Source organism: Acinetobacter shaoyimingii (assembly GCF_011578045.1).
Taxonomy (GTDB): Bacteria; Pseudomonadota; Gammaproteobacteria; order Pseudomonadales; family Moraxellaceae; genus Acinetobacter; species Acinetobacter shaoyimingii.
Genome location: NZ_CP049801.1, coordinates 580,770 through 602,094, shown reverse-complemented (window position 1 = coordinate 602,094; position 21,325 = coordinate 580,770). Strand labels below are relative to the sequence as shown.

The 21,325-nt window shown below is 39.1% G+C and carries 25 protein-coding genes; 17 read left to right on the top strand and 8 right to left on the bottom strand.

Annotation, left to right across the window (positions count from 1 at the left end):
* Positions 1 to 217 precede the first annotated feature (217 nt).
* From leuA to G8E00_RS02800, 4 genes are all read left to right on the top strand, one after another.
* Entirely contained in the window at positions 218 to 1,915 is a 1,698-nt protein-coding gene (gene leuA / locus G8E00_RS02815; RefSeq protein ID WP_166221826.1) for a 2-isopropylmalate synthase, read from the top strand.
* 101 nt (positions 1,916 to 2,016) lie between these two features.
* The gene (metX, locus tag G8E00_RS02810) at positions 2,017 to 3,180 is read left to right on the top strand and encodes a homoserine O-succinyltransferase MetX (protein ID WP_166008503.1); all 1,164 of its coding nucleotides are present in this window, start codon (positions 2,017 to 2,019) and stop codon (positions 3,178 to 3,180) included.
* Positions 3,180 to 3,773, top strand: coding sequence for a methionine biosynthesis protein MetW (gene metW / locus G8E00_RS02805; protein ID WP_166008504.1), 594 nt, complete (start codon positions 3,180 to 3,182; stop codon positions 3,771 to 3,773). The genes metX and metW overlap by 1 nt, the downstream gene beginning before the upstream one ends.
* A complete protein-coding gene (locus G8E00_RS02800) occupies positions 3,770 to 4,366 on the top strand; it encodes a tetratricopeptide repeat protein (protein WP_166221824.1) in 597 nt (198 codons plus the stop codon). The genes metW and G8E00_RS02800 overlap by 4 nt, the downstream gene beginning before the upstream one ends.
* A 112-nt stretch (positions 4,367 to 4,478) precedes the next feature.
* Here the strand turns inward: G8E00_RS02800 and G8E00_RS02795 are convergent, their stop codons facing one another.
* Positions 4,479 to 4,736, bottom strand: coding sequence for a hypothetical protein (locus tag G8E00_RS02795; RefSeq protein WP_166008506.1), 258 nt, complete (start codon positions 4,734 to 4,736; stop codon positions 4,479 to 4,481).
* Between the two features lie 227 nt (positions 4,737 to 4,963).
* Between G8E00_RS02795 and rdgB the strand changes: the two genes are divergently transcribed.
* The gene (gene rdgB, locus G8E00_RS02790; RefSeq protein ID WP_166221822.1) at positions 4,964 to 5,590 is read left to right on the top strand and encodes an RdgB/HAM1 family non-canonical purine NTP pyrophosphatase; all 627 of its coding nucleotides are present in this window, start codon (positions 4,964 to 4,966) and stop codon (positions 5,588 to 5,590) included.
* Positions 5,591 to 5,646: 56 nt separating this feature from the next.
* Here the strand turns inward: rdgB and G8E00_RS02785 are convergent, their stop codons facing one another.
* A complete protein-coding gene (locus G8E00_RS02785) occupies positions 5,647 to 6,528 on the bottom strand; it encodes an AEC family transporter (RefSeq protein ID WP_166008508.1) in 882 nt (293 codons plus the stop codon).
* A 179-nt stretch (positions 6,529 to 6,707) separates the two neighbouring features.
* On the opposite strand from G8E00_RS02785, the gene G8E00_RS02780 reads away from it, so the two are divergent.
* The 4 genes from G8E00_RS02780 to G8E00_RS02765 all read left to right on the top strand — a co-directional run bounded on the left by G8E00_RS02780 (position 6,708) and on the right by G8E00_RS02765 (position 10,442).
* On the top strand, positions 6,708 to 6,923 hold the full coding sequence (locus G8E00_RS02780) for a Sec-independent protein translocase subunit TatA (RefSeq protein WP_166008509.1): 216 nt from the start codon (positions 6,708 to 6,710) through the stop codon (positions 6,921 to 6,923).
* An 18-nt stretch (positions 6,924 to 6,941) separates the two neighbouring features.
* Positions 6,942 to 7,406, top strand: a complete 465-nt coding sequence (gene tatB / locus G8E00_RS02775; protein ID WP_166221820.1) for a Sec-independent protein translocase protein TatB — start codon at positions 6,942 to 6,944, stop codon at positions 7,404 to 7,406.
* Between the two features lie 5 nt (positions 7,407 to 7,411).
* On the top strand, positions 7,412 to 8,203 hold the full coding sequence (gene tatC / locus G8E00_RS02770) for a twin-arginine translocase subunit TatC (protein ID WP_166226374.1): 792 nt from the start codon (positions 7,412 to 7,414) through the stop codon (positions 8,201 to 8,203).
* A gap of 283 nt (positions 8,204 to 8,486) precedes the next feature.
* Positions 8,487 to 10,442: a PhoX family protein gene (locus G8E00_RS02765; RefSeq protein ID WP_166221818.1), complete on the top strand. Its 1,956-nt coding sequence runs from the start codon at positions 8,487 to 8,489 to the stop codon at positions 10,440 to 10,442.
* A 137-nt stretch (positions 10,443 to 10,579) separates the two neighbouring features.
* Here G8E00_RS02765 and G8E00_RS02760 read toward each other — a convergent pair whose 3' ends face one another.
* Positions 10,580 to 11,359, bottom strand: a complete 780-nt coding sequence (locus G8E00_RS02760; RefSeq protein WP_166221816.1) for an NRDE family protein — start codon at positions 11,357 to 11,359, stop codon at positions 10,580 to 10,582.
* Between the two features lie 93 nt (positions 11,360 to 11,452).
* Between G8E00_RS02760 and lgt the strand changes: the two genes are divergently transcribed.
* The 3 genes from lgt (at position 11,453) to G8E00_RS02745 (ending at position 13,125) form a co-directional block, all read left to right on the top strand.
* Positions 11,453 to 12,262: a prolipoprotein diacylglyceryl transferase gene (gene lgt / locus G8E00_RS02755; RefSeq protein WP_166008513.1), complete on the top strand. Its 810-nt coding sequence runs from the start codon at positions 11,453 to 11,455 to the stop codon at positions 12,260 to 12,262.
* A gap of 102 nt (positions 12,263 to 12,364) precedes the next feature.
* Positions 12,365 to 12,745: a hypothetical protein gene (locus G8E00_RS02750; RefSeq protein ID WP_166008514.1), complete on the top strand. Its 381-nt coding sequence runs from the start codon at positions 12,365 to 12,367 to the stop codon at positions 12,743 to 12,745.
* A gap of 5 nt (positions 12,746 to 12,750) precedes the next feature.
* Positions 12,751 to 13,125 (top strand): hypothetical protein, encoded by a 375-nt coding sequence (locus G8E00_RS02745; protein ID WP_166221814.1) that lies wholly within the window; start codon positions 12,751 to 12,753, stop codon positions 13,123 to 13,125.
* A 211-nt stretch (positions 13,126 to 13,336) separates the two neighbouring features.
* Here G8E00_RS02745 and G8E00_RS02740 read toward each other — a convergent pair whose 3' ends face one another.
* Entirely contained in the window at positions 13,337 to 13,864 is a 528-nt protein-coding gene (locus G8E00_RS02740; protein WP_166008516.1) for a CHAP domain-containing protein, read from the bottom strand.
* 520 nt (positions 13,865 to 14,384) lie between these two features.
* On the opposite strand from G8E00_RS02740, the gene thyA reads away from it, so the two are divergent.
* The 5 genes from thyA (at position 14,385) to msrA (ending at position 18,313) form a co-directional block, all read left to right on the top strand.
* Positions 14,385 to 15,227, top strand: coding sequence for a thymidylate synthase (gene thyA / locus G8E00_RS02735; RefSeq protein ID WP_166221812.1), 843 nt, complete (start codon positions 14,385 to 14,387; stop codon positions 15,225 to 15,227).
* Between the two features lie 160 nt (positions 15,228 to 15,387).
* A complete protein-coding gene (locus tag G8E00_RS02730; protein WP_166221810.1) occupies positions 15,388 to 15,900 on the top strand; it encodes a dihydrofolate reductase in 513 nt (170 codons plus the stop codon).
* Positions 15,901 to 15,929: 29 nt separating this feature from the next.
* Positions 15,930 to 17,030 (top strand): Lnb N-terminal periplasmic domain-containing protein, encoded by a 1,101-nt coding sequence (locus tag G8E00_RS02725; protein ID WP_166221808.1) that lies wholly within the window; start codon positions 15,930 to 15,932, stop codon positions 17,028 to 17,030.
* 200 nt (positions 17,031 to 17,230) lie between these two features.
* The gene (locus tag G8E00_RS02720) at positions 17,231 to 17,680 is read left to right on the top strand and encodes an META domain-containing protein (protein WP_166008520.1); all 450 of its coding nucleotides are present in this window, start codon (positions 17,231 to 17,233) and stop codon (positions 17,678 to 17,680) included.
* Between the two features lie 108 nt (positions 17,681 to 17,788).
* Positions 17,789 to 18,313 carry a peptide-methionine (S)-S-oxide reductase MsrA gene (msrA, locus tag G8E00_RS02715; RefSeq protein ID WP_166008521.1) on the top strand — a complete coding sequence of 175 codons (525 nt, stop codon included), beginning with the start codon at positions 17,789 to 17,791 and terminating at the stop codon, positions 18,311 to 18,313.
* A 72-nt stretch (positions 18,314 to 18,385) separates the two neighbouring features.
* Here msrA and G8E00_RS02710 read toward each other — a convergent pair whose 3' ends face one another.
* From G8E00_RS02710 to purU, 4 genes are all read right to left on the bottom strand, one after another.
* Positions 18,386 to 18,790, bottom strand: coding sequence for an ExbD/TolR family protein (locus G8E00_RS02710; RefSeq protein ID WP_166008522.1), 405 nt, complete (start codon positions 18,788 to 18,790; stop codon positions 18,386 to 18,388).
* Positions 18,790 to 19,413, bottom strand: a complete 624-nt coding sequence (locus tag G8E00_RS02705) for a MotA/TolQ/ExbB proton channel family protein (protein ID WP_166221806.1) — start codon at positions 19,411 to 19,413, stop codon at positions 18,790 to 18,792. The genes G8E00_RS02710 and G8E00_RS02705 overlap by 1 nt, the downstream gene beginning before the upstream one ends.
* A 21-nt stretch (positions 19,414 to 19,434) precedes the next feature.
* Positions 19,435 to 20,247, bottom strand: a complete 813-nt coding sequence (locus tag G8E00_RS02700) for an energy transducer TonB (RefSeq protein ID WP_166008524.1) — start codon at positions 20,245 to 20,247, stop codon at positions 19,435 to 19,437.
* 210 nt (positions 20,248 to 20,457) lie between these two features.
* Entirely contained in the window at positions 20,458 to 21,324 is an 867-nt protein-coding gene (gene purU / locus G8E00_RS02695; protein WP_166221804.1) for a formyltetrahydrofolate deformylase, read from the bottom strand.
* Position 21,325: the final 1 nt, after the last annotated feature.

Sequence of the window (21,325 nt, the reverse complement as noted above, 5' to 3'; positions counted from 1 at the left end):
AATCCATAGAAATAGGAAAAACATTTCAAAGCAAGTGGATTAAAATTAATAGCATAGGGTTACAAGGTTTTCTCAATTTCAACGTGTAAAAAACATCATTTTTACACTTAAATTTGAAAACATCCTTGTAAATAGAACACATAGATACAATCTATAAAGTAGATAAGTTGCCTTTACAAAAGATTTGAGCAACCTACGCTACACAAGGAGTTACCTCATGATGTTGGCTGATCCAAGTAAAAAATATCGTCGCATGTATCAACGTGTAGACTTGCCAGACCGTCAATGGCCAAATAAAGAAATCAATAAAGCGCCGATTTGGATGAGCACAGACCTTCGTGACGGTAACCAAGCGATTTTCGAACCGATGGACATTGATCAAAAATTCAAAATGTTCCAGATGTTGGTGAAAATTGGTTTTAAACATATTGAAATTGGTTTCCCTTCCGCATCTCAAATTGACTTTGATTTTACGCGTAAGTTAATCGAAGAAAATCATATTCCAGAAGACGTTTACATTGAAGTGTTGGTTCAAGCACGTGATCATTTGATTGAACGTACTTTTGAATCTTTGAAGGGCGCTAAACGTGCGATTGTGCATATCTACAATTCAAACTCTCCGACTTTCCGTGAGAAAGTGTTGAATGTAGATATTGCTGGTGCAAAAAACTTAGCGATTAATGCAGCACAAAAAGTGAAAGAGTACGCTGCACAATACCCTGAAACTGAATTCGTTTTCCAATACTCTCCTGAATGTTTTACCGCGACAGAATTAGAAGTTGCCAAAGACGTGTGTGATGCAGTCACTGAAATTTGGGAAGCTTCACCTGACAATAAAGTGATTTTGAACTTGCCTGCAACGGTTGAAGTTTCAGGTCCGCATGTCTATGCCGATCAAATCGAATGGATGCACCGTAACATCGAACGTCGTGATGGCGTGATTATTTCTGTCCACTGTCATAACGACCGTGGCTGTGGTATTGCTGCTTCTGAATTGGCAATCATGGCGGGTGCTGACCGTGTTGAAGGTTGTGTATTTGGTAATGGTGAACGTACAGGTAACGTCGATGTTGCAGCAATTGCGTTGAACATGTACACCCAAGGTGTTGCACCAAACTTAGATTTCTCAAATATTAATGAGATCATTGCAACCATTGAAGAATGTACTGGTTTGCCTGTGCACCCACGTCATCCATATGCAGGTGACTTGGTCTTTACTGCATTCTCTGGTTCACATCAAGATGCGATCAAAAAAGGTTTCGAGTTCCAAAAAAATCAAGACATGTGGGATATGCCTTACTTGCCAATCGATCCGAAAGATTTGGGTCGTGACTACGATGCAGTCATTCGTGTTAACTCACAGTCGGGTAAAGGTGGTATCGCTTATTTGTTAGAATCAAATTACAACGTGGTCTTACCTCGTCGTTTACAAATTGAATTCTCTCAAGTTGTGCAACAAGTTGCCGATGAAGAAGGTGTAGAAGTTTCTGCACAACAGATCTGGGAATTGTTCAAAAAGACCTATGTGGCTGTAAAAGATCAACACTATGTCGCGCAAAACTACAAATTGCATGATGAAAATGGCAAGCAAGTCATTGAACTTGATGTGGTTGTCAATGGTGAGATTCAACACTTACGTGGTGAAGGCAATGGTCCAATTTCTGCAATCTTGGATGCATTACAATTGCCAATTGATGTATTGAACTATGAAGAACGAAGCATTAGCTCTGGTGCAAATGCAAAAGCCTTGGCTTTAGTTGAGCTTCAAGTGAAAGGTACTGGTCGCTCTGCATTCGGGGCTGGGATCCATGACAACATCGTGACATCATCCATTGAAGCGATTTTTGCAACCATCAATCGTTTGATTGATCAGGGCGTTTTAAGCACTGAACAACTGGTTGCAGCAGCAGTATAAGTTTTAGCACTAATAAATAGCACTAAAATGACTTTAGAAGGATATCCTCAAGTGGTATCCTTTTATTTATTCATACTAAAGATTTAAGGCGAATCATACCTGTGTCTTTTCCAGCTGACTCAGTGGGTCTTGTTACCCCACAAAAGTTCCAATTCGAAGAACCACTCGCACTAGAATGTGGACGAATTCTACCTCGTTTCGACATTATGTTTGAAACTTACGGCACACTTAATGCTGATAAATCCAATGCAATCCTCATTTGTCATGCTTTATCAGGTCATCATCATGCAGCAGGTTATCATCATGAAGATGATAAAAAAGCCGGTTGGTGGGATGCATGCATTGGTCCAGGTAAAGCAATTGATACATCAAAATTCTTTGTTGTTGCATTGAACAACATTGGTGGCTGTAACGGTTCTACAGGTCCAACCTCCCCAAATCCTGAAAATGAAAACCGTCCTTATGGTCCAGATTTTCCATTAGTCACTGTTCGCGACTGGGTCAAAACCCAAGCCATGCTATCCGATCGTTTAGGCATTGATGTTTGGTATTCGGTGATTGGTGGATCACTCGGTGGTATGCAAGCACTACAATGGTCTGTGGATTATCCAGATCGTTTGAAAAATTGTGTGATTATTGCCAGCGCACCAAAACTCTCTGCACAAAATATCGCCTTCAACGAAGTGGCTCGTCAGTCGATTCTATCGGATCCTGATTTCCATCATGGTCGTTATTTAGAAAATGATAGTTACCCGAAACGGGGCTTGATCTTGGCTCGAATGGTGGGTCATATTACTTATTTGTCTGAAGAAGCGATGAAACAAAAGTTTGGCCGTGACTTAAAGTCAGGCAAATTTATGTATGGTTTCGATGTCGAATTCCAAGTCGAAAGCTATTTGCGTTATCAAGGTGAGCAATTTAGCCGTAACTTTGATGCCAATACTTATCTGATTATGACCAAAGCGCTCGACTATTTCGATCCATCTCGAGAATATGAACTGTCTTTACAAAAAGCCATGGCAAATACCAAGTGTCGCTTCTTGGTCGTATCATTTACGACAGATTGGCGTTTTGCCCCAGAACGTTCGCAAGAAATTGTCGATGCACTCATTACCAGTCAAAAACCTGTGAGTTATCTTGATGTTGATGCTGAACAAGGACATGACTCATTCTTATTCCCTATTCCACTTTATGTGAAAACACTGAGAGCATTTTTAGGTGGACCAGACCATCTTCAAGAAACTGTGATTGAGGAGACCATCTAATGCGTATCGATCAACAACTTGCTGACAAATGGATTAAACCAGGTTCAAGCGTACTTGATTTGGGTTGTGGTGATGGTGAATTACTTTCACTGCTGGGTAAAAAGCATCAAATCCGTGCTTACGGTCTCGAAATTGATCAGGAAAAGATTGCAATTGCGGTAAGTAAAGGGTTAAATATTATCCAACAAGACTTGAACCTCGGTTTGGGACGCTTTGCCGACCAGTCTTTTGACTATGTGGTGATGGCACAAGCTTTGCAAGCTGTAGATGCACCAGACGTACTTTTGCGTGATATGGTGCGTGTTGGGAAACAAGCGATTATTACTTTTCCAAACTTTGCTCATTGGAAGACACGTTCTTTCTTAGCGTTAAAGGGGAAAATGCCTGTTTCAGAAGCATTACCGTATATGTGGTACAACACACCCAATATCCACTTATGCACGTTTCGTGATTTTGAGGCACTTTGTGCTGAAAATCAGATTAAAATTATTGATCGACTTGCCGTGAATGGGAATCAACAAGGAAGTGTTTTGAGTAAACATCTTCCAAATTTGTTCGGAGAAGTCGCGATTTATCGAGTGAGCGCAATATGAAAAAATTATTAATAACGACAACATTATTTTTGAGTTCAATTGCGAGCCATGTACATGCAGAGTACATCGCTCAGCAACCTAAGCAGTCTGTGGCTGCAATGGCAGCACAATACTCCACCATGAGTATTACTGACCTTCAAAAAGCTGCTAAAGCTGGACAACCTGCTGCTCAATTTTATTTAGCTACTCATTATCAACGTGGTACACATATCCAAAAAGATCTTAAACAATCTTTTACATGGTTTAAAGCCGCTGCTGATCAAGGTATTTCAGCTGCCCAATTAAATGTGGGTCGTATGCTTGCTGAAGGTACAGGTACGCACAAAAATGAATCTTTGGCACGTCAGTATTTTGAAAAGGCAGCAAGTCGTGGCGACAACCGTGCAAGCTTTAACTTAGCCATGATGGAAGAGAAAAAGAAAAATTATGTAGGTGCATACCAATGGTATGAGCTTTCGACACGTGATGGTATGTTAGACAATAAAGTCATCAACATGTCGGAAACTAAAAAGACAGCTTTGGCAGCAAACCTAACGCCAGAGCAAATTCGTACAGCACGTGAACGTGCAGATCAATGGATTCAATCTCAATGATTTAATCCGTAAAAAAGCACCTTAGGGTGCTTTTTTCATCTTTAAATAGTGTGGACATGGAACCAAGTTCTCTCATACTTCCCATATACCCTTGGGACACACTTAAGTTTGTTTAAAAATGAATGTCTTGCTGAATTTTATGCATTAAAAATTCATAGCTTGCATTGTCATTATCTTTGTCTTTGTCATTTCGATAACGCATTTCTAAATTATAGATGAGCTCATTCTTTTGAGTCTTACACATAATCAATTTAAGCACTTCACTGACTTTATGGCTCAGCTCCTCCCCCACAATCAGTTCGTCTTCCATTAACTCTATCAATAACTTTTCAACGACATCTAAAATATAGTACTGAGTATCATTGAGCACAGTGCATATACCTGTATGATTTGAAAATCTCGATCTATTCTAAGTACTTGGTAGAATTTAACTACATGAAACCTCAATAAAACCCAGTCAAATGTTGCAATTTCAACCGTTCAATGAAGATGAAATAATTTCCAAATCAAATCGATACGTCACTTCAGCAAAGCAACGGATGTCTTGGCAAAAATCAGTTAGAATATTGCTCATTTTCCTCATTAGGCTGATGCAGCATGTCATCTCAAGATTGGTTATCTCAAGGGACTTTAGTCCTTGCAAGCAACAATAAAGGTAAAATTGCCGAATTTGAAAAACTCTTTGCCGCACTCAACCTACCAGTCAATGTGGTGGCTCAGGGACAACTTAATATCGAAGATGCTATTGAAGATGGTTTGAGCTTTGTTGAAAATGCCATTATCAAAGCGCGTCATGCTGCAAAAATTTCAGGAAAGCCTGCCATTGCAGATGACTCAGGTCTATGCGTTCCAATATTAGGTGGTGCACCTGGCATTTACTCGGCACGCTACGCAGGCAATCATGGTGATGATGCTGCAAACAATGCAAAACTTTTGGCTGATCTAAAACCTTTACGCAAACAAGATGAAAAAATTGAAGCTATGTTTGTATGTGTATTGGCATTGGTTCAACACGCTGAAGATCCATTACCGCAAATTTTCCAAGGTATTTGGACAGGTGAAATTTTAGAACAAGCACGCGGTGAAAATGGCTTCGGTTATGATCCATTGTTCTGGTTACCAGAGCTTGGGATTTCCAGTGCTGAATTAAGCAAAGAAGAAAAAAATAAAATCAGTCATCGTGGTCAAGCGATGCAATTGTTTAAAGCAAGTTTGGCAAAATAATCAGGCGCAATTTTCCCACTTTAACTCTCTCCCACAGGGAGAGAGAACTTCCTCGTTTATAATTCAGATATCAGCAAATGAATCAAAACACCATAAATTCCAATCAAAAGTGCGCTGGCTATCGTACCTGAAGCAATATATTTCGCTGAATACCCTGTTCCCTGATAATGCGTCTCCAAAGCCACAATATTGGCTGCTGGTGGCAGTAGAAAGAACATAAAAATAATGGCATAGGTCAACATTTGATGAGGAATGGGTAAAACAAAATAGGCCAAAATTAACAGTGGAATAGATAACACGCCACGCCCAGTAATTAAAAGTAGACTTCGTTTTAAATCTTTCCATCCTATCGACACTTTACTGAGCCACATGCCCAAAATACACATACCACTAAACGTCACTAATACTTTGTTAGCAGCGTACAGATCTTGAACGAGCCAATGATGTTGCCACGCACTGAAATCCCATATTGAGAGGATTGCTGCAACACTCAGTGCAATGACTGGGGGTGAAAACAGCATATTCTTTATGATGAAGGCTAATTCTTGCTTTTCTTGGCTCACAGCCATGACTGCACTGACATTACCAAACAGTGAACCGCCAATATATAAGGCCACAATGGTACTACTAGCTTCAGGTCCAAAAACAGCTAAAGCAAATGGAAAGCCCAACCAAGCCCCATTTAAATAGCTAAAACATAAGGCACGTAACTTGTCGTGGCTGAAATAATAAAAAATACTGAAAAAAACAACTGAACTGCACAGGCTTAAAATCAATAGCCATAAACTACCCGGTGTATAAAACACCATGTTGTAAATAATGATCAGTGGAATAAAAATTTTAGCCAGCAAAGAGGCCAAGAGTGGACGTATAGGCGTCAAATATTGAACTGCGAAATAACCAATTAAAAAGGATAAAAGTGGCAAAATTAAAGCCATAAGCGTGCAGAACAACAATCATATTGGTCATTATCCTAGCATAATTCAACTTTTGATTCGTTTTTCAAATGAGCAATCTCAGCTAGAAATAGAGCTCTTGTCTTTAAACCGCAATAAAAACGTCACCGCAATGTCATAAAAGCCTGCTTAGATAATAAGCATATTTTAGGAGATAAAAGATGGCAGGACTTTCAATTTGGCATGTGCTGATATTTGCAATTGTGGTGATTCTATTGTTCGGCACATCAAAGCTCAAAAACTTGGGTAAAGATGTTGGTGGCGCAGTCAAAGATTTTAAAAAATCAATAAAAGATGATCCGCTTGAACATACGCCTGTTCATGAATCACGTTTGCTCGACACTGAAGTGAAAAACTCAGAAAAGAAACCCATTTAACACGTTAGGTTTAAGATTATGTTGAATATTGGTTTTACTGAAATTTTATGCTTTTCCATCATTTCACTGCTTATTTTAGGCCCTGAAAAGTTGCCTGAAGCGGCACGGTTTGTCGCTAAATGGTATGGAAAATTTAAAAAATTCATCAGTAATGTTCAAAATCAAATTGATCAAGAACTCCATTTGGCTGAGTTTCGACAAGAAATACAAAAAGAAATTGATCGTCTAACCGAATTTGAATTACGCATGCAAAAACAAATGGATCAAGTAAGCACTCAGGCAAAGCAAACAACAACGCTTTCAAACCATAGCAACATTCAACAGCCTTTAGATGTTTATCCCGATTTAAAACAGTTCAATTTTCAATTTTTAGATCAGCCTTTCAGCATTCCCTTTACGCAACATCATACTCAGCAACAAATTAAAAACATGATGAAACATCAGCAATTCATACATTCTCATGAGCTCAGGATTGCCGTATGAAGCCAATGATCGCATCCAATGAAGATTCTGCTGTGAACGACCCCCAAACAGCAACTGAAAATTTAGCAACCATGCCGTTCATGCAGCATTTGATTGTTCTGAGAAAATATTTATTTCGCATTGTCGCAATCACGTTGCTCATTTTCTTTTGCTTATTGCCCTTTCGAAATTTTACGTATCAGCTTTTATCTGAGCCTTTACGTCAGCAATTTCCAGCCTCATCGACCATGATTGCAACCGATGTAACAGCAACATTTATGGCGCCGTTTAAATTGAATTTATTCGTCGCGCTGATGCTGGCAATGCCTTTTATCCTGTATCAAATTTGGTCTTTTGTGCGACCTGCACTTTATGAAAAAGAAAGGAATTTAGCGCTTCCACTTTTATTGGGCAGCATCAGTTTGTTTTATATTGGGATCGCTTTTGCTTATTTTATTACCCTACCCGCAATTCTACATTTCTTCATGAGCGTGTCTCCAGAAAGTGTTGCACCAATGACAGACATCAATAGTTATTTAAGCTTTTGTTTAAAACTATTTTTGGTGTTTGGGCTAACATTCGAAATTCCTGTGATTACTTTGCTTCTGATTTTAATTGGCGTGGTCAGCACACAAAGTCTGATTGAGAAAAGGCGTTTTATTATCGTCGGTTGTTTCTTTGTGTCTATGTTTGCAACGCCTCCTGATGCATTATCAATGATTATGTTGGCGATCCCAATGTGGTTATTGTTTGAAATTGGATTAGTGTTTGGAAAAATTTTAGAAAAAAGGAAACAAACCATAGCCCATAAAAACTAGAGTCCAATAGCCCAAATAAAAATAAAAGCACCATGATAAAAATGAAATCATAATCCAACATAAAGACTTCATAATCAAAATCACCAATTCGCTTGGTTTTCATCTCTCCCATGTGATCCAAATCTGAAGGTTTGGATTTTCTTTTTTATTTTATGTTTTTATTCTGCTCAGTCAGTGTCTTTAAACTGTCTTTAAAACGTCAAAAAACTGTCATGTGGCACTCCTACAATTAAACCAAGATAACGTAACAATAATTTCAACTGATAAAACTTATGGACTTATTATGACAGCCACTTCTCAGCAGCCTAGTCGTCGCGATATATTAAAATGGTTTGGCGGTATTCCTTTTTTACCTTTTGGCGCAATGGCGACCGCAGCAGCACTGACAGGGTGCAATGATGACAATGACTCGAATACAGCTCCTCCTGTAAAGCCTGCAAACTTTAAAAATGCCATTTTTACCGCTATGGCAGCCCCAACGACGCTTGAAGAGCGTGCCAAAACAGCTGTCACTTCTAAACTCAAAATTGAATGGGACGATAATTCTTCCACTGAATATCAATTGGGTTATAAAAATTTCTTTAAAACTGGCGATCTTGTGCCCAAATGGGGTGGCGGTGAAATTGTTGCAGGTGGTTATTTTAATGCGCAAGGTCAACCGATTATAGACACATCCGTTGACAGCAAACCTCGTCAATTTTTCTCAGATTGTCCAGATGGTTCATCCTTAATTTATTTAGACAATGCCAAAGTTGATGGGGTTCAAAATCCTGTTTTCCATGTCGTTCAATTTGAATACGCTTCGCAAAATCAGGCAGGCAACTCTGAATATGGCAATTTGCCTTCACCGATTGCCATTCTCACCTTAGATCAAAATCAACAGACGGGGCATTTAGAACTTAAAAAGTATTTTAATGTGGATACGTCGGCGGTACATGGTCTTTGGATTACGTGTGGTGCAAGTTTATCGCCTTGGGATACGCATCTATCTAGTGAAGAATACGAGCCTGATGCTTTTGATCAGGGCATTGGTGGACCAAATGTCGATGGCATTGGACGCAGTTTTTTTGGTGATGCCAGTAAGGCGAACCCATACAATTATGGACATTTACCTGAAGTCATCGTCAACCCAGATGGCAGTGGAAAAATTGTGAAGCACTACTGTATGGGACGAATTTCCCACGAATTGGTTCATGTCATGCCAGATAACCGTACTGTCATTATGGGCGATGACTATACCAACGGCGGCTTTTTCATGTTTGTGGCAGATAAAGAAAAAGATTTATCGAGTGGAACACTTTACGTTGCCCAATATACCAGCCTACTCAATGAAAGTTCGACAGCGACCATTCAATGGATTGAACTTGGACATGCCACAAGTCAAGAAATTGATGATTTGGTGAATCAACAAAATATTCAACCAAACGACATTATGGAAAGCTTAACCGTCAATCCAAATGATGCAAGCTACACGGAAATAACCCTCGCAAAGAAAAAACTCTGGGTCAAAGTCAAGCCAGGTATGGAAAAAGCCGCAGCTTTTTTAGAAACCCACCGCTATGCGGCGCTGAAAGGTGGCAGTATGGCTTTCACGAAAATGGAAGGTACTACCATCAATATCAAGGATAAAAAAGCCTATTCAGCGTTGGCAAATATTCAAGATTCGATGGTGCAAAATGGCAATGGTTGGGTGGCAAGTCATAACGTGAGTTTTACCAAGAAAATCACGGCAGGTGGCATTTTAGAACATGATCTTGCTGGTGGAAAATCAACATCAGTAGGCTCACCTATCAAGAGTGAATGGGTACCCTATCAATCTCGCATTTTGCTTTTAGGCGAAGATATTCCAGCAGATAGCTTAGGCAACACAGCCAATCCAAATAAAATAGCCAGCCCTGATAATTTGAAATTTTCAGAGACCTTCAGAACCTTGTTTATTGGTGAAGATAGCGGTAATCATCCCAATAACTTCTTATGGGCATACCATGTAGACCGTAAAGAAGATCCAGTACGATTACTGTCTACACCGTTCGGTGCAGAATCGACTGGTTTACATGCTGTCGATTCTATTCGAGGTTGGACCTACATTATGAGTAACTTCCAACATGCTGGCGATGCTAAAGATCCAACTGGTGGCGGTCTCAAACAAGCCACTTTAGATAATTATAACGGAGGATATAGTGCCAGTGTCGGTTATATCACCGCAGATCCAATTGCACCTTCAATCGTGAAAAAATAATTTGTAGATGATTCCATTACACATCTTCAATCTTAAAAGCCCACGACGATGTGGGCTTTTGGCTAATGAGACATTGCTTTATTTTTTTAAACATAAGCAATAAACCTCTTTTGCATAAGCTTTTGCCCATTAGACGTTTATGTGAGCTTTTGTAGAATCTGACAAATCTCTCCCTGCTTTTCACCGTGTTGGGTTTTCTCTAGCCAGTCTATCTGATGATCTTGGATACGTAATAAATTCGAGCATCTCGTTCCATAGACTAGACTTTGAATAAAGGTCGAAGAAAGCAGTTTTTCCATTTCCAAACTAATACCAGTGTTAGGTAACAAGTCAGGGATTATTTTTCTTTCATCTTCTAAAATATCCCAAACAGCATGACGTATATCTGATTCGGCAGTTTGTTGAAGTTGTAGCATGGGAAGAAATTCTTGCGTAAAGCGTTTACGTAGATGTCTGGTCTTTTCCCAATCTTCAGTCATTAATCCATTTGAAACGACATACACGCCTTTAGCCAAAACTTGTGGTGCTTCACCACGATTACTCATATAAACGGCTTGTTCTAAATCACCTAAAAAGAGATTGAAACCCGCATAGTCACACTGCCTTTGCTCGAGCTGCTGTGCAAAACGATATGGAGTTAAATCAGATTCTAAAAAGTCTTGAACCAAATGACCTCTGGAAGTGAGATAAGTTTTCTGATCTGTTGCATCACGAAAATTAGTCACCACAGCCCAACGCCCTGTTTCAGTCATACCCATCCATGTACCACCCGATTGCAAATCTTGACCTGCAATAAGGGTGCTGTTTGCCCATGCATGGATTTGTGATGAAGGTCGTTGATAGAACTCATCACGATTAGAAATCAGACATAAAGGCATGTGGTCTATGACATGCCATGCCAGTGCGACAATACACATAGTTGATTCTCTTTGACTTTATACAGTGAATGTACAACATTTTTTGTATGTTTCAGATAAAATCTGTTCAAAAGAGAATATCAAGGAACAGAAATGCTGACCTACCCATCCATTGATCCAGTTGCAATATCGCTGGGTCCACTACAAGTTCACTGGTATGGACTGATGTATTTGCTCGCTTTTTTATTTGCTTGGGGGCTTGCTAATTATCGAGCGAAAGAACGTGGCTGGACATCTGATATGGTGTCGGATCTGGTGTTTTACGGTGCGCTTGGTGTAGTCATAGGCGGGCGCGTTGGGTACGTGTTCTTTTATGGTTTTGATCAGTTTCTTGCCAATCCACTGTGGTTATTCCAAGTTTGGACAGGTGGAATGAGTTTCCATGGCGGCTTCTTAGGCGTCATGATTGCCATGTTACTTTGGTGTAAGAAATATTCGATGACATGGTTCCAAACCCTCGATTTTATTGCACCATGCGTTCCTACTGGCTTAATGTTTGGTCGTCTTGGTAACTTTATTGGTGGTGAACTTTTTGGTCGTCCTGTGACTGATCCCAACTTTGCTTTGGGGATGATTTTCCCAACTGATCCACTGCAACTGGTTCGTCATCCATCACAACTCTATCAAGCCTTATGTGAAGGGTTAATACTCTTTATCGTTTTATGGTGGTTTAGCTCAAAACCTCGTCCTCGTTATGCTGTTTCAGCACTGTTTCTAATTGGTTACGGTATCGCACGATTTGTGGTTGAATTTTTCCGTGAGCCAGATAACGGACAGTTATTTATTGCATGGATGAGTAAAGGACAATTCCTCACCTTGCCAATGATTTTGATTGGTATTTGGATGATGTGGTATGCCTATCAAAAGAAAATCTATGACTGGGGTCCACAAAAAAACAGTTAACTCATCTTAATGAAAATCATCAAAGGTAGAAACAAAAGGCGAAGTTTATCTTCGCCTTTTTTATGTTAGAGTTCAGTTTCATTTATTTTTATTATTTCAAATATGCTTGAATTTTGGTTTGATCCGAACGTATCTATCATAAAAAAAACCTTATTTTTAATCGCACTTGGAATGATGACAGGGGTTTTGTATTGGTTAGAACCCTTACAACTTGATGCGATTTTAATGTTCTTTGGTACAGGCATTATTTTCCTTATTTGTCGTTATTGCAAAATACATTTCGCAGCAAAAAATCCAACGGGGCTTTTCTACCGTTTACTGACATGGATTCCGATTGCTTTATTACTGGCATTAATCTTTATGCATATGAAAAATGGGGAAATTTTATTACCAGGTGCACAAGGTCTTGGCTTTATGGCATTGTCAGTCTGTATCTTTTCACCACTTGCCTTACTCCGCACTAATCCCGAAGCAAAAGTTTAATTGTGATGTTAAATTTTTGGTATTCAAATCGGTGTAGCAGAGAAATCAAATTTGCCGTGGTGGTCTCAACCTGTGTTGTTATTTACCTTTGCTCAATTAAAGTAAAACTTGCAGCACCTTATGTGATCATCAGTGTTCTAATGGGTATGGCAGCCCATTACATACGTTCTTATGTGTATCAATCCAAAAAAGCTTTACTCTCGATGGGTCAATTTAAAAGCCTTTTTTTGCTTACTTTAGTGATTTATCAGACCTATTTAATTTTTCACTTAGACTCACCATATCGTGTATTGTTAATGCTACAAAATTTAGGATTTGTCTGTATTGGGATTTTTATTTGTTCGATTTATACCCATCGGGCAAAACGTCATTCATTCTAACAAAAAAAAGATCCATTCTGATGTGAATAGATCTTTTTTCCATACAAGGACTCATAGAAATTTAGATTGTATTTCGACCAATGCCAGCTTCTTATGTCATTGCGCAAAAACGACGTTTCTATAAATCTTGAAAAGCAATATACCGTGTTAAATTCTAATTTGAAAATACAAAAACCTGTATACGGACATTCTCATTTAGAAATGCACTACATTACTCTGTCATACGGTAATACGTATATTTCACACTATCTTTGTAGACCGCATAACCTGCTTGTTTAAAATCGGAAACCCAACCAGAACCCGTATAGCCTGCAATATGTCCATAAACGTGTGAACCCGTCCGATTAATAATATAAATATCACCTTCTTTCGGTTTATCAAAAGATAAATTAATTTTGCGGTAACCCAATTTCATCAATGTTCCACCCCAATCAGCAGCGGCAACTGGATGACTTTGAAAACGTGCACCAGCTGACTCTAAAGCAATGCGGATGCTCTTTGCGCATTCTTGAGAACTTTTACGCGCGGTAACCCCTTTTAAATGCTGGGTAAACTTTGAAATATCGATACGTTGAGCTGAAGCAGAAGTATAGTTTTTATTTTTAGAATCTCTTTTCGAGTTTGCTGAAGCTGACTTGGTGTCGTTATTACCATTACTTTTCGCATTTGAACGAAGGATTACTTTCATCTCTACAGGGGCATGAATTTCACTCATATCACTCTGTTGATCGTAAATCATTCTAACCTCAATCCTCTTTTTACAACATTTCGCCATTTACACTTAAATGCTTTGGCTACATTTTCAAGCCAAGAATACTACTCTCTGACAGAATATTTTTCACATAAAAAATGTAAAAATGTATTCACATTTATAGATTATAACGACTAATCGTTTATTTTTTATCTGTCGGTTATTTTTGATTTTAAAAATAAAAATAGCTCAAGCACAGGCATAAATACAGCTACACAATTAAGCTTTTAACGATTAATCAAAAGCTGTTTTTTTACCCCGTATAAAGATAAAAATAAACCGAATTGTATATTTTTAGATGGGTGTTTAAAGCTTAAAACCGCCTAATAAATACACAAAAACTGGCATTTTAAACACTTAGATTTTTTGTTCTATAGACATTTGAGCACACGAAATTTTTAACTTAAAAACTTGCTTCTTTTAGTATAAACTGACTGGTTAAACCATGATGACCAGAGATCCAACTCGATCTTTTGAGTCATTTTCTTAGCTTATTTTTAGGACCTCTATGAAAGCGTATTTAGACCTATTACAACATATCCTAGACAACGGTGGCGACAAAGGCGACCGAACAGGCACAGGTACACGTTCTGTATTCGGTCATCAAATGCGTTTTGACCTGTCCAAAGGCTTCCCCTTACTCACCACCAAAAAAGTACATTTTCGTTCAATTGTGATTGAACTGTTATGGTTTTTAAAAGGTGATACCAATGTTCAATATTTAAAAGACAATAAAGTATCCATTTGGGATGAATGGTCAACGGCAGAGCAAACGGCACGTTTTGGTCGCCCTGAAGGTGAACTTGGTCCAGTTTACGGTCATCAATGGCGTAATTTCGGCGCAACAAAAAAAGAAAATGGCTTATATGAACAAGATGGTTTTGACCAAATTCAATGGCTTGTGAATGAAATTAAAACCAATCCAAACTCGCGTCGACTCATCGTGTCAGGTTGGAATCCTAAAGAAGCAGGACAAGTTGCATTGCCTCCATGTCATACCTTGTTCCAATTCTTTGTACACAACGGCAAATTATCTTGTCAGCTTTATCAGCGCAGTGCGGACGTATTTTTAGGTGTGCCATTCAATATTGCCAGCTATGCGCTTTTGACCCACATGATTGCACAAGTATGTGATTTAGAAGTAGGTGACTTTGTTTGGACAGGTGGTGATACGCATTTATATGCCAACCATTTTGAACAAGCAAAACTACAATTAAGCCGTGAGCCGATGCAACTTTGCCAGTTAAAACTCAATCCTGAAATCGGAGACATTTTTGACTTTAAATTTGAAGACATCGAAATTGTCGGTTACGAATCACACCCAGGGATTAAAGCGCCAGTCGCAGTTTAATTTCCGACATTACTTCCCTCTCCTTTGAGGAGAGGGTTAGGGAGAGGTGAATAAAGCCCTATTCGCTTATTCTTCAAAAAGAAAAAAATTTCAAATACAATCCTTCGTCAAATACAAACAATTGCATGAAGGAATTTTGATTCAGGAGCAGGATTCAGTTATGGCATTTCAAAATTTAGAAGTGGTTCACGTTGTTGCGATGGATCAAAATCACTGCATTGGTAAAGGAAATGATTTGCCTTGGCATATTTCTGCAGATCTTAAACACTTTAAAGAAATCACCCAAGGTGGCGTGGTCGTCATGGGGCGTAAAACTTTGGAGTCTATGGGGCGCACACTACCTAAACGTGTCAACTGGGTCATTACACGTGATAGCAACTGGGCTTTTGATGGCACAAAGATCGCGCATAGCATTGAAGATGCGCTCAGCCAAGCTGTAGCAGATGTAAAAGACTCTGAAAAACCGCAAAGCATCTTTATTATTGGTGGCGGTGAAATTTTCAAACAAACGCTTTCTATTGCGGATCGTTTAGAACTCACACACGTAGAGCTCGATGTTCAAGGTGATGCTCATTACCCTGCTATACCTGCTGAATTCAGAAAAGTCGCTTCTGAACAACATATTGACGACAAAACTGGCATTGCTTTTGAGTTCGCAACTTATCAAAAATAAAGCCAATAACAACGATATAACGACTCTGCATGAATAATATTGGTAAAGATGAACTCTTAAGCTCATTCGGAATGGCTTTTCTGCATTCTACATTCAGTTTATTCGTGCTTTTATCTTCTATTTGGTTATGTTTTGCTATCTGGGTTCAAGAACCCTTTGGATGGCTATTTACCCGTATTTTGATCGGCATCTGGATCGTCTTTGCCATGAGCATTATTGGCATATATGCGACGCAACATTTCTTTAGTCGTCGTATCGACGTGATGCTATATATCCTGATTTTCCTTTTTGGCCTATTCTGGTACTTCAGCTTAACGCCTAAACAAGATCGAGACTGGAGTCCTGAAGTCGCTAAAATATTGAGTTATGAACGCAATGGTGATCACATTACTTTGCATCATGTTCGTAATTTCAATTGGCATCAAGATGGTCAATATGACGAACATTGGGAAACACGCCAATACGACCTCAACCAAATTACAAGGGTGAATATCATCGCCTCCTATTGGATGGGTCCACAAATCGCACATACCTTGGTGAGTTTTGATTTTGCAGACACTCAACCACTGACTTTTTCGATTGAAATACGAAAAGAAAAGGATGAAAAATTTTCCGCTATTGGTGGTTTTTTCAGGCAATATGAGGTGAGTTTAATTGCAGCGGATGAAAAAGATATTGTCTATACCCGTAGTAATATTCGAGGTGAACAGGTGTATTTCTTTCCTGTGAAGATGCCTAAAGCTGAAATGAAAGCCTTATTTTTGGAATATCTCAATAAATCTGACCAACTTCAAGAACAAGCAAAGTGGTACAACACCTTAACCTCGAACTGTACAACACTAGTCTTTGATATGGTACAGGCTGTATCACAAAAACAATTACCAACTGATTATCGTTTATTGGCTTCAGGTTACCTGCCAAATTATTTATATGATCTTGGTGCTTTAAATCATCAATGGAATATGGAAACGTGGTATCAACGTGCACATGTCAATCCTCGCACAGCCGAATATGAAAAGTTTAAATACCAAACAAGTTTGAATTATTCTGAAGTGCTACGCTACGGTTTATCTCAAGTACAACCAAAGCTGAATCCGTCAAAACCGAACCATCAAAAAACAAATCATTAAAACCTAACCATTGAAAATCAAATGACTACAAGACAATGTACTCGAACATAGAGCATTGAAAAAATTACTGAAAGCAAACCACCTTCTTCAAGGGTTATTACACAACATTACCCTTAGAAGACTAAAAATATTCTAGTGATTTAAGTCATTTTTTGTTTATATAAGAGAAATATATAAAAACGAATGGCTTAGGTATCACTATGTTTAAAAAAATTGTGTCGAGCTCACTACTGATAACTTCATTATTGATTGTGGGATGTAGCAATCAACCCACTCCTACACAGCAACAACATAATTTATTGTTAATTCAAAACACCCAGTGGACACTTACGCATATGGGTACAGCAGAATTTAAAGCAGATCCTTCAGTGCGCCAAATTCCTACAATTCAATTTGATCAAAGCAATAAAAATATTCAAGGCACTGATGGTTGTAACCGTATTATGGGCACTTACAGTATTCAAGGTGAACATATCCATTTCCGCCAACTTTCGCAGACAAAAATGCTGTGTGGTCAAGGCAACGTAGCCACACTGTATAACGAAGCCCTTGCACGTGTTGCAGGTTATCAAGTTTATGACAAAACTTTAAGATTACTTGATCGTCATGGTAATCCTGTGCTGCAATTTAGTAGCGCTGCTCAAAACTGATACCGTGCTTGTCTTAGGTCTTAGATGATTCTCATTGGATGCTGTTGCAGTTCAGCATCAATGCCCCCATAAAGTACTTATAAAATTTAATTACAGAAGGATATGACGATGCAACAAGCCCTATTCGGCGGTGGCTGTTTCTGGTGTGTTGAAGCCGTATTTTTACAAATTCAAGGTGTAGAAAAAGTGGTCAGCGGCTATGCAGGTGGACACACAAGCAATCCAAGTTATGAAGATATTTGTAAAGGTGACACCAATCATGCAGAAGTTACTTTAATTGACTTTGATGAGTCACAAATTAGTTTTCAGCAACTGCTTGATGTTTTTTTTGCAACGCATGATCCAACCACGTTAAACCGCCAAGGCAATGATGTCGGCACACAATATCGTTCAGTGATTTATTATTTAAACCAAGAACAGAAAATTCAAGCTGAACAGATGATCGAAAGCTTGAAAGCAGATGGCTTAAACATTGTAACTGAATTGAGTCCAGCACCCACTTTCTACCCTGCTGAAGAATATCATCAGAACTTTTTTGCGCGTAATCCATCACAAGGCTATTGTAATTTTTCAATTCCACCGAAATTGTCAAAATTACGTGCCAAATTCCAAGACTTGCTTAAATCTGAATAATTTAAAAGATTTAGAGATTTTAGAAGACATAAAAAAGCGACCAATTCGGTCGCTTTTTTAATGAAGATCTCATTAGTTATCTGTGGCAAAGGCAATGTCTGCAAGCCCGGCTTCGCTCGCCCGTGACATCACTTGTGCAACAGTGTCATAACGTGATTCTTTATCTGCTTTTAGAATAATTGTCGGTTGACGCGCTTCTTTGCTCGCTTTGTCAAAGCGGTTTTGCAACTCATCAAGCGTAATAATTTGATCATCCCAAGCCACTTCGCCATTCGCGTTAATACTTACCTGAATCGCTTGTGGTGGCGGATCAATAATATCTGCAGTGGTTTTTGGTAAAGTTAATGGAATTGATGGGTTAGCAACGGTTGCTGTCACCAAAAAGATGATCATCAATACCAACATAATATCGATTAACGGGATGAGGTTCATCTCCGTCATACCTGTATCGTTGTCTTCACCCAATTGAAAAGCCATTAAACTTGACCTCCAACTAAACTTTGTTGAGTCGATTTTGCTTCAACTTTTTGCGCTGCTGAATCTTGCTGTAACATCGTATCAATCAATAAACCATGTGCATGATCTTGAAGATCATTACTTAAAGTACGGTTTACGCGAACACAGATGTTGTATGCAATCACGGCTGGAATCGCAACTGCAAGACCAATACCTGTCATGATTAACGCTTCACCTACTGGTGTTGCAACCTGAGCAAGACCTGCTTGACCACTCTTACCTACTGCTACAAGCGCATGGAAAATCCCCCACACTGTACCAAATAGACCGACGAATGGTGCAAGTGAAGCAATGGTACCCAATACTGCAATGCCTTTTTCAGCAGAAGATTTTTCCGCAGCGATTTGACGCAATAATGCTTGTTCCGCTACAGCTTTGCGTTGATCAAAGCTTAATGGAGCAAGTTTTGCCTTCAAAGCATTTAAGGCTTTTGAAAGTTGAGCATAAGCCACTTGTTTCAGTTGACGTGTACCCATCAAACGTAAAGCAAAGATGGTCCATGTCGTAATTGACATTGCCAATAATACGAAATACAGCGTTTTACTGACTGCATCTGCATGTTGCCAATACACTGAAAAGTTCATACTCGAACTCCTAAATTAAAGTTAGCCGTTAGAATTCAATTTCAATTCAAATGGTTGCTCAGCCTTAAACGGATAAGCCACGCCATTTTCTTTATAGGGTCTAAATTTCGCACCACGAACTGCACGAACAATTTTTTGATCGAGTGCATCAATACCTGTCGATCTCACCACACGTACATTGGTAATTGAACCATTTGTATCTGCTTCAATCGATACCACGATGCTACGATCTGAACCTTTTAAATCACTGTTGGTGTACGAAGGTCGTGGAGATCTTGCCCACGAAATTTGTCCAGCACTTAAACTTCTTGGTTTAGACGCTTGTTCACGCGCTAAACGATCACGTTCTGCTTGTTCTGCAGCTTGACGTTGACGTTCAGCTTCACGCTGTTGCTGTTCTCTTAACTGTTGTTCACGCTGCTGTTGAGCCAAGCGTTCCTGTTGACGCTGTTGCTCCAAACGTTGCTGCTCAATACGATTATCTTGTTGCTCAACAACAGGTTTGGGCTTTTCAATATTGGGTTTAGGTTTTTCCGCAATAATTTTAGGTTTGACCACAGGCGGTGGCTCAACTACTTTCGGCTCAGGTTTAGGTTGTACTTTGGGTTTTACTGGCTCTGAAGGTGGTGGAGGCGGAGGTGGTGCATCCTCTTTAATTTGTACAAAACGAACTTTCAAAGGTTCTTTATCTATTTTTTTAAGCTCTGAAACCTTCATATGACTGATTGCAAAAAGCACACCCATATGCCCCACTAGTACAGAAACGAGGGCAATAATGACTTTTTTCTTCATTGGATTAGGTGTTTGCATTGTAGCAGTAGAAGATTGACTCATTAAAATCTGGGACCTAATAGAAGAGATTGAAATACAAATTCGTGTTTATCAATCAAGTTCATCGGTTAGCACAATTAAAGTGAACCAATAATAAATGAGAAGTGTTTTCATTTGCAACTATTAAAAGTACTGATTTGATCAGTTTTTTAAATATTTACAACAAAAAAAAGACATACTTAAAGTATGCCTTTTTTAATGAACTGTCCAGACTTACTGGAATACAACGGTCTTGTTTCCATCCACAATAATGCGGTCTTCCAAATGCCATTTCACCGCACGTGCCAAGACATTGCGCTCAACGTCCTGCCCTAATTCACGTAATTGTTCTACGGTAAAGTCGTGGCTTACACGCTCAACATCTTGCTCAATAATCGGACCTTGGTCCAAGTCAGCAGTAACATAGTGTGCAGTAGCACCAATCAACTTCACACCTTTCTCATGTGCTTGTTTGTAAGGATTCGCGCCCACAAATGCTGGCAAGAAAGAATGATGAATGTTGATCACTTTCATTTCCCACTTCTGTACAAATTCTTCATCTAAAATTTGCATATAGCGAGCAAGGACAAGTAAATCATTACCTTGCATAAGCTCATCGATTTTCTCATAAGCTTCGCGTTTATTGTCTTTACTTACAGGCACAACTTCAAACGGGATACCAAAGTTTTCTACAGACTCGCGTAGGGTTTCATGGTTTGAAACTACTTTTGTAATTTCGCATGGTAGACCACCACGTGCATGACGCCATAAGAGCTCAAGCAAAGCGTGATCAACTTTCGAGACCAAAATACCAATTTTTTTGACATCGCTGACTAAAGCCAAACGCCATAACATTTCATAGCGTTCTGCAACATTCGCAGCAAAAGTTTGAATAATGCTTTCTTTTCGACTTTGAAGATTATCTAACTCAAATTCAACACGCATGAAATAACGCCCGCCCTGAGCTTCAGTTGCATATTGATCAAGCGCAGTAATATTTGCCCCTTGATGATACAAAAAGCTCGATACAGCTTGCACAATCCCTGGTTTATCTTCACAAGTAATCAGTAGACGTGCTGTGTTGGCAGTGGTCATATTCATT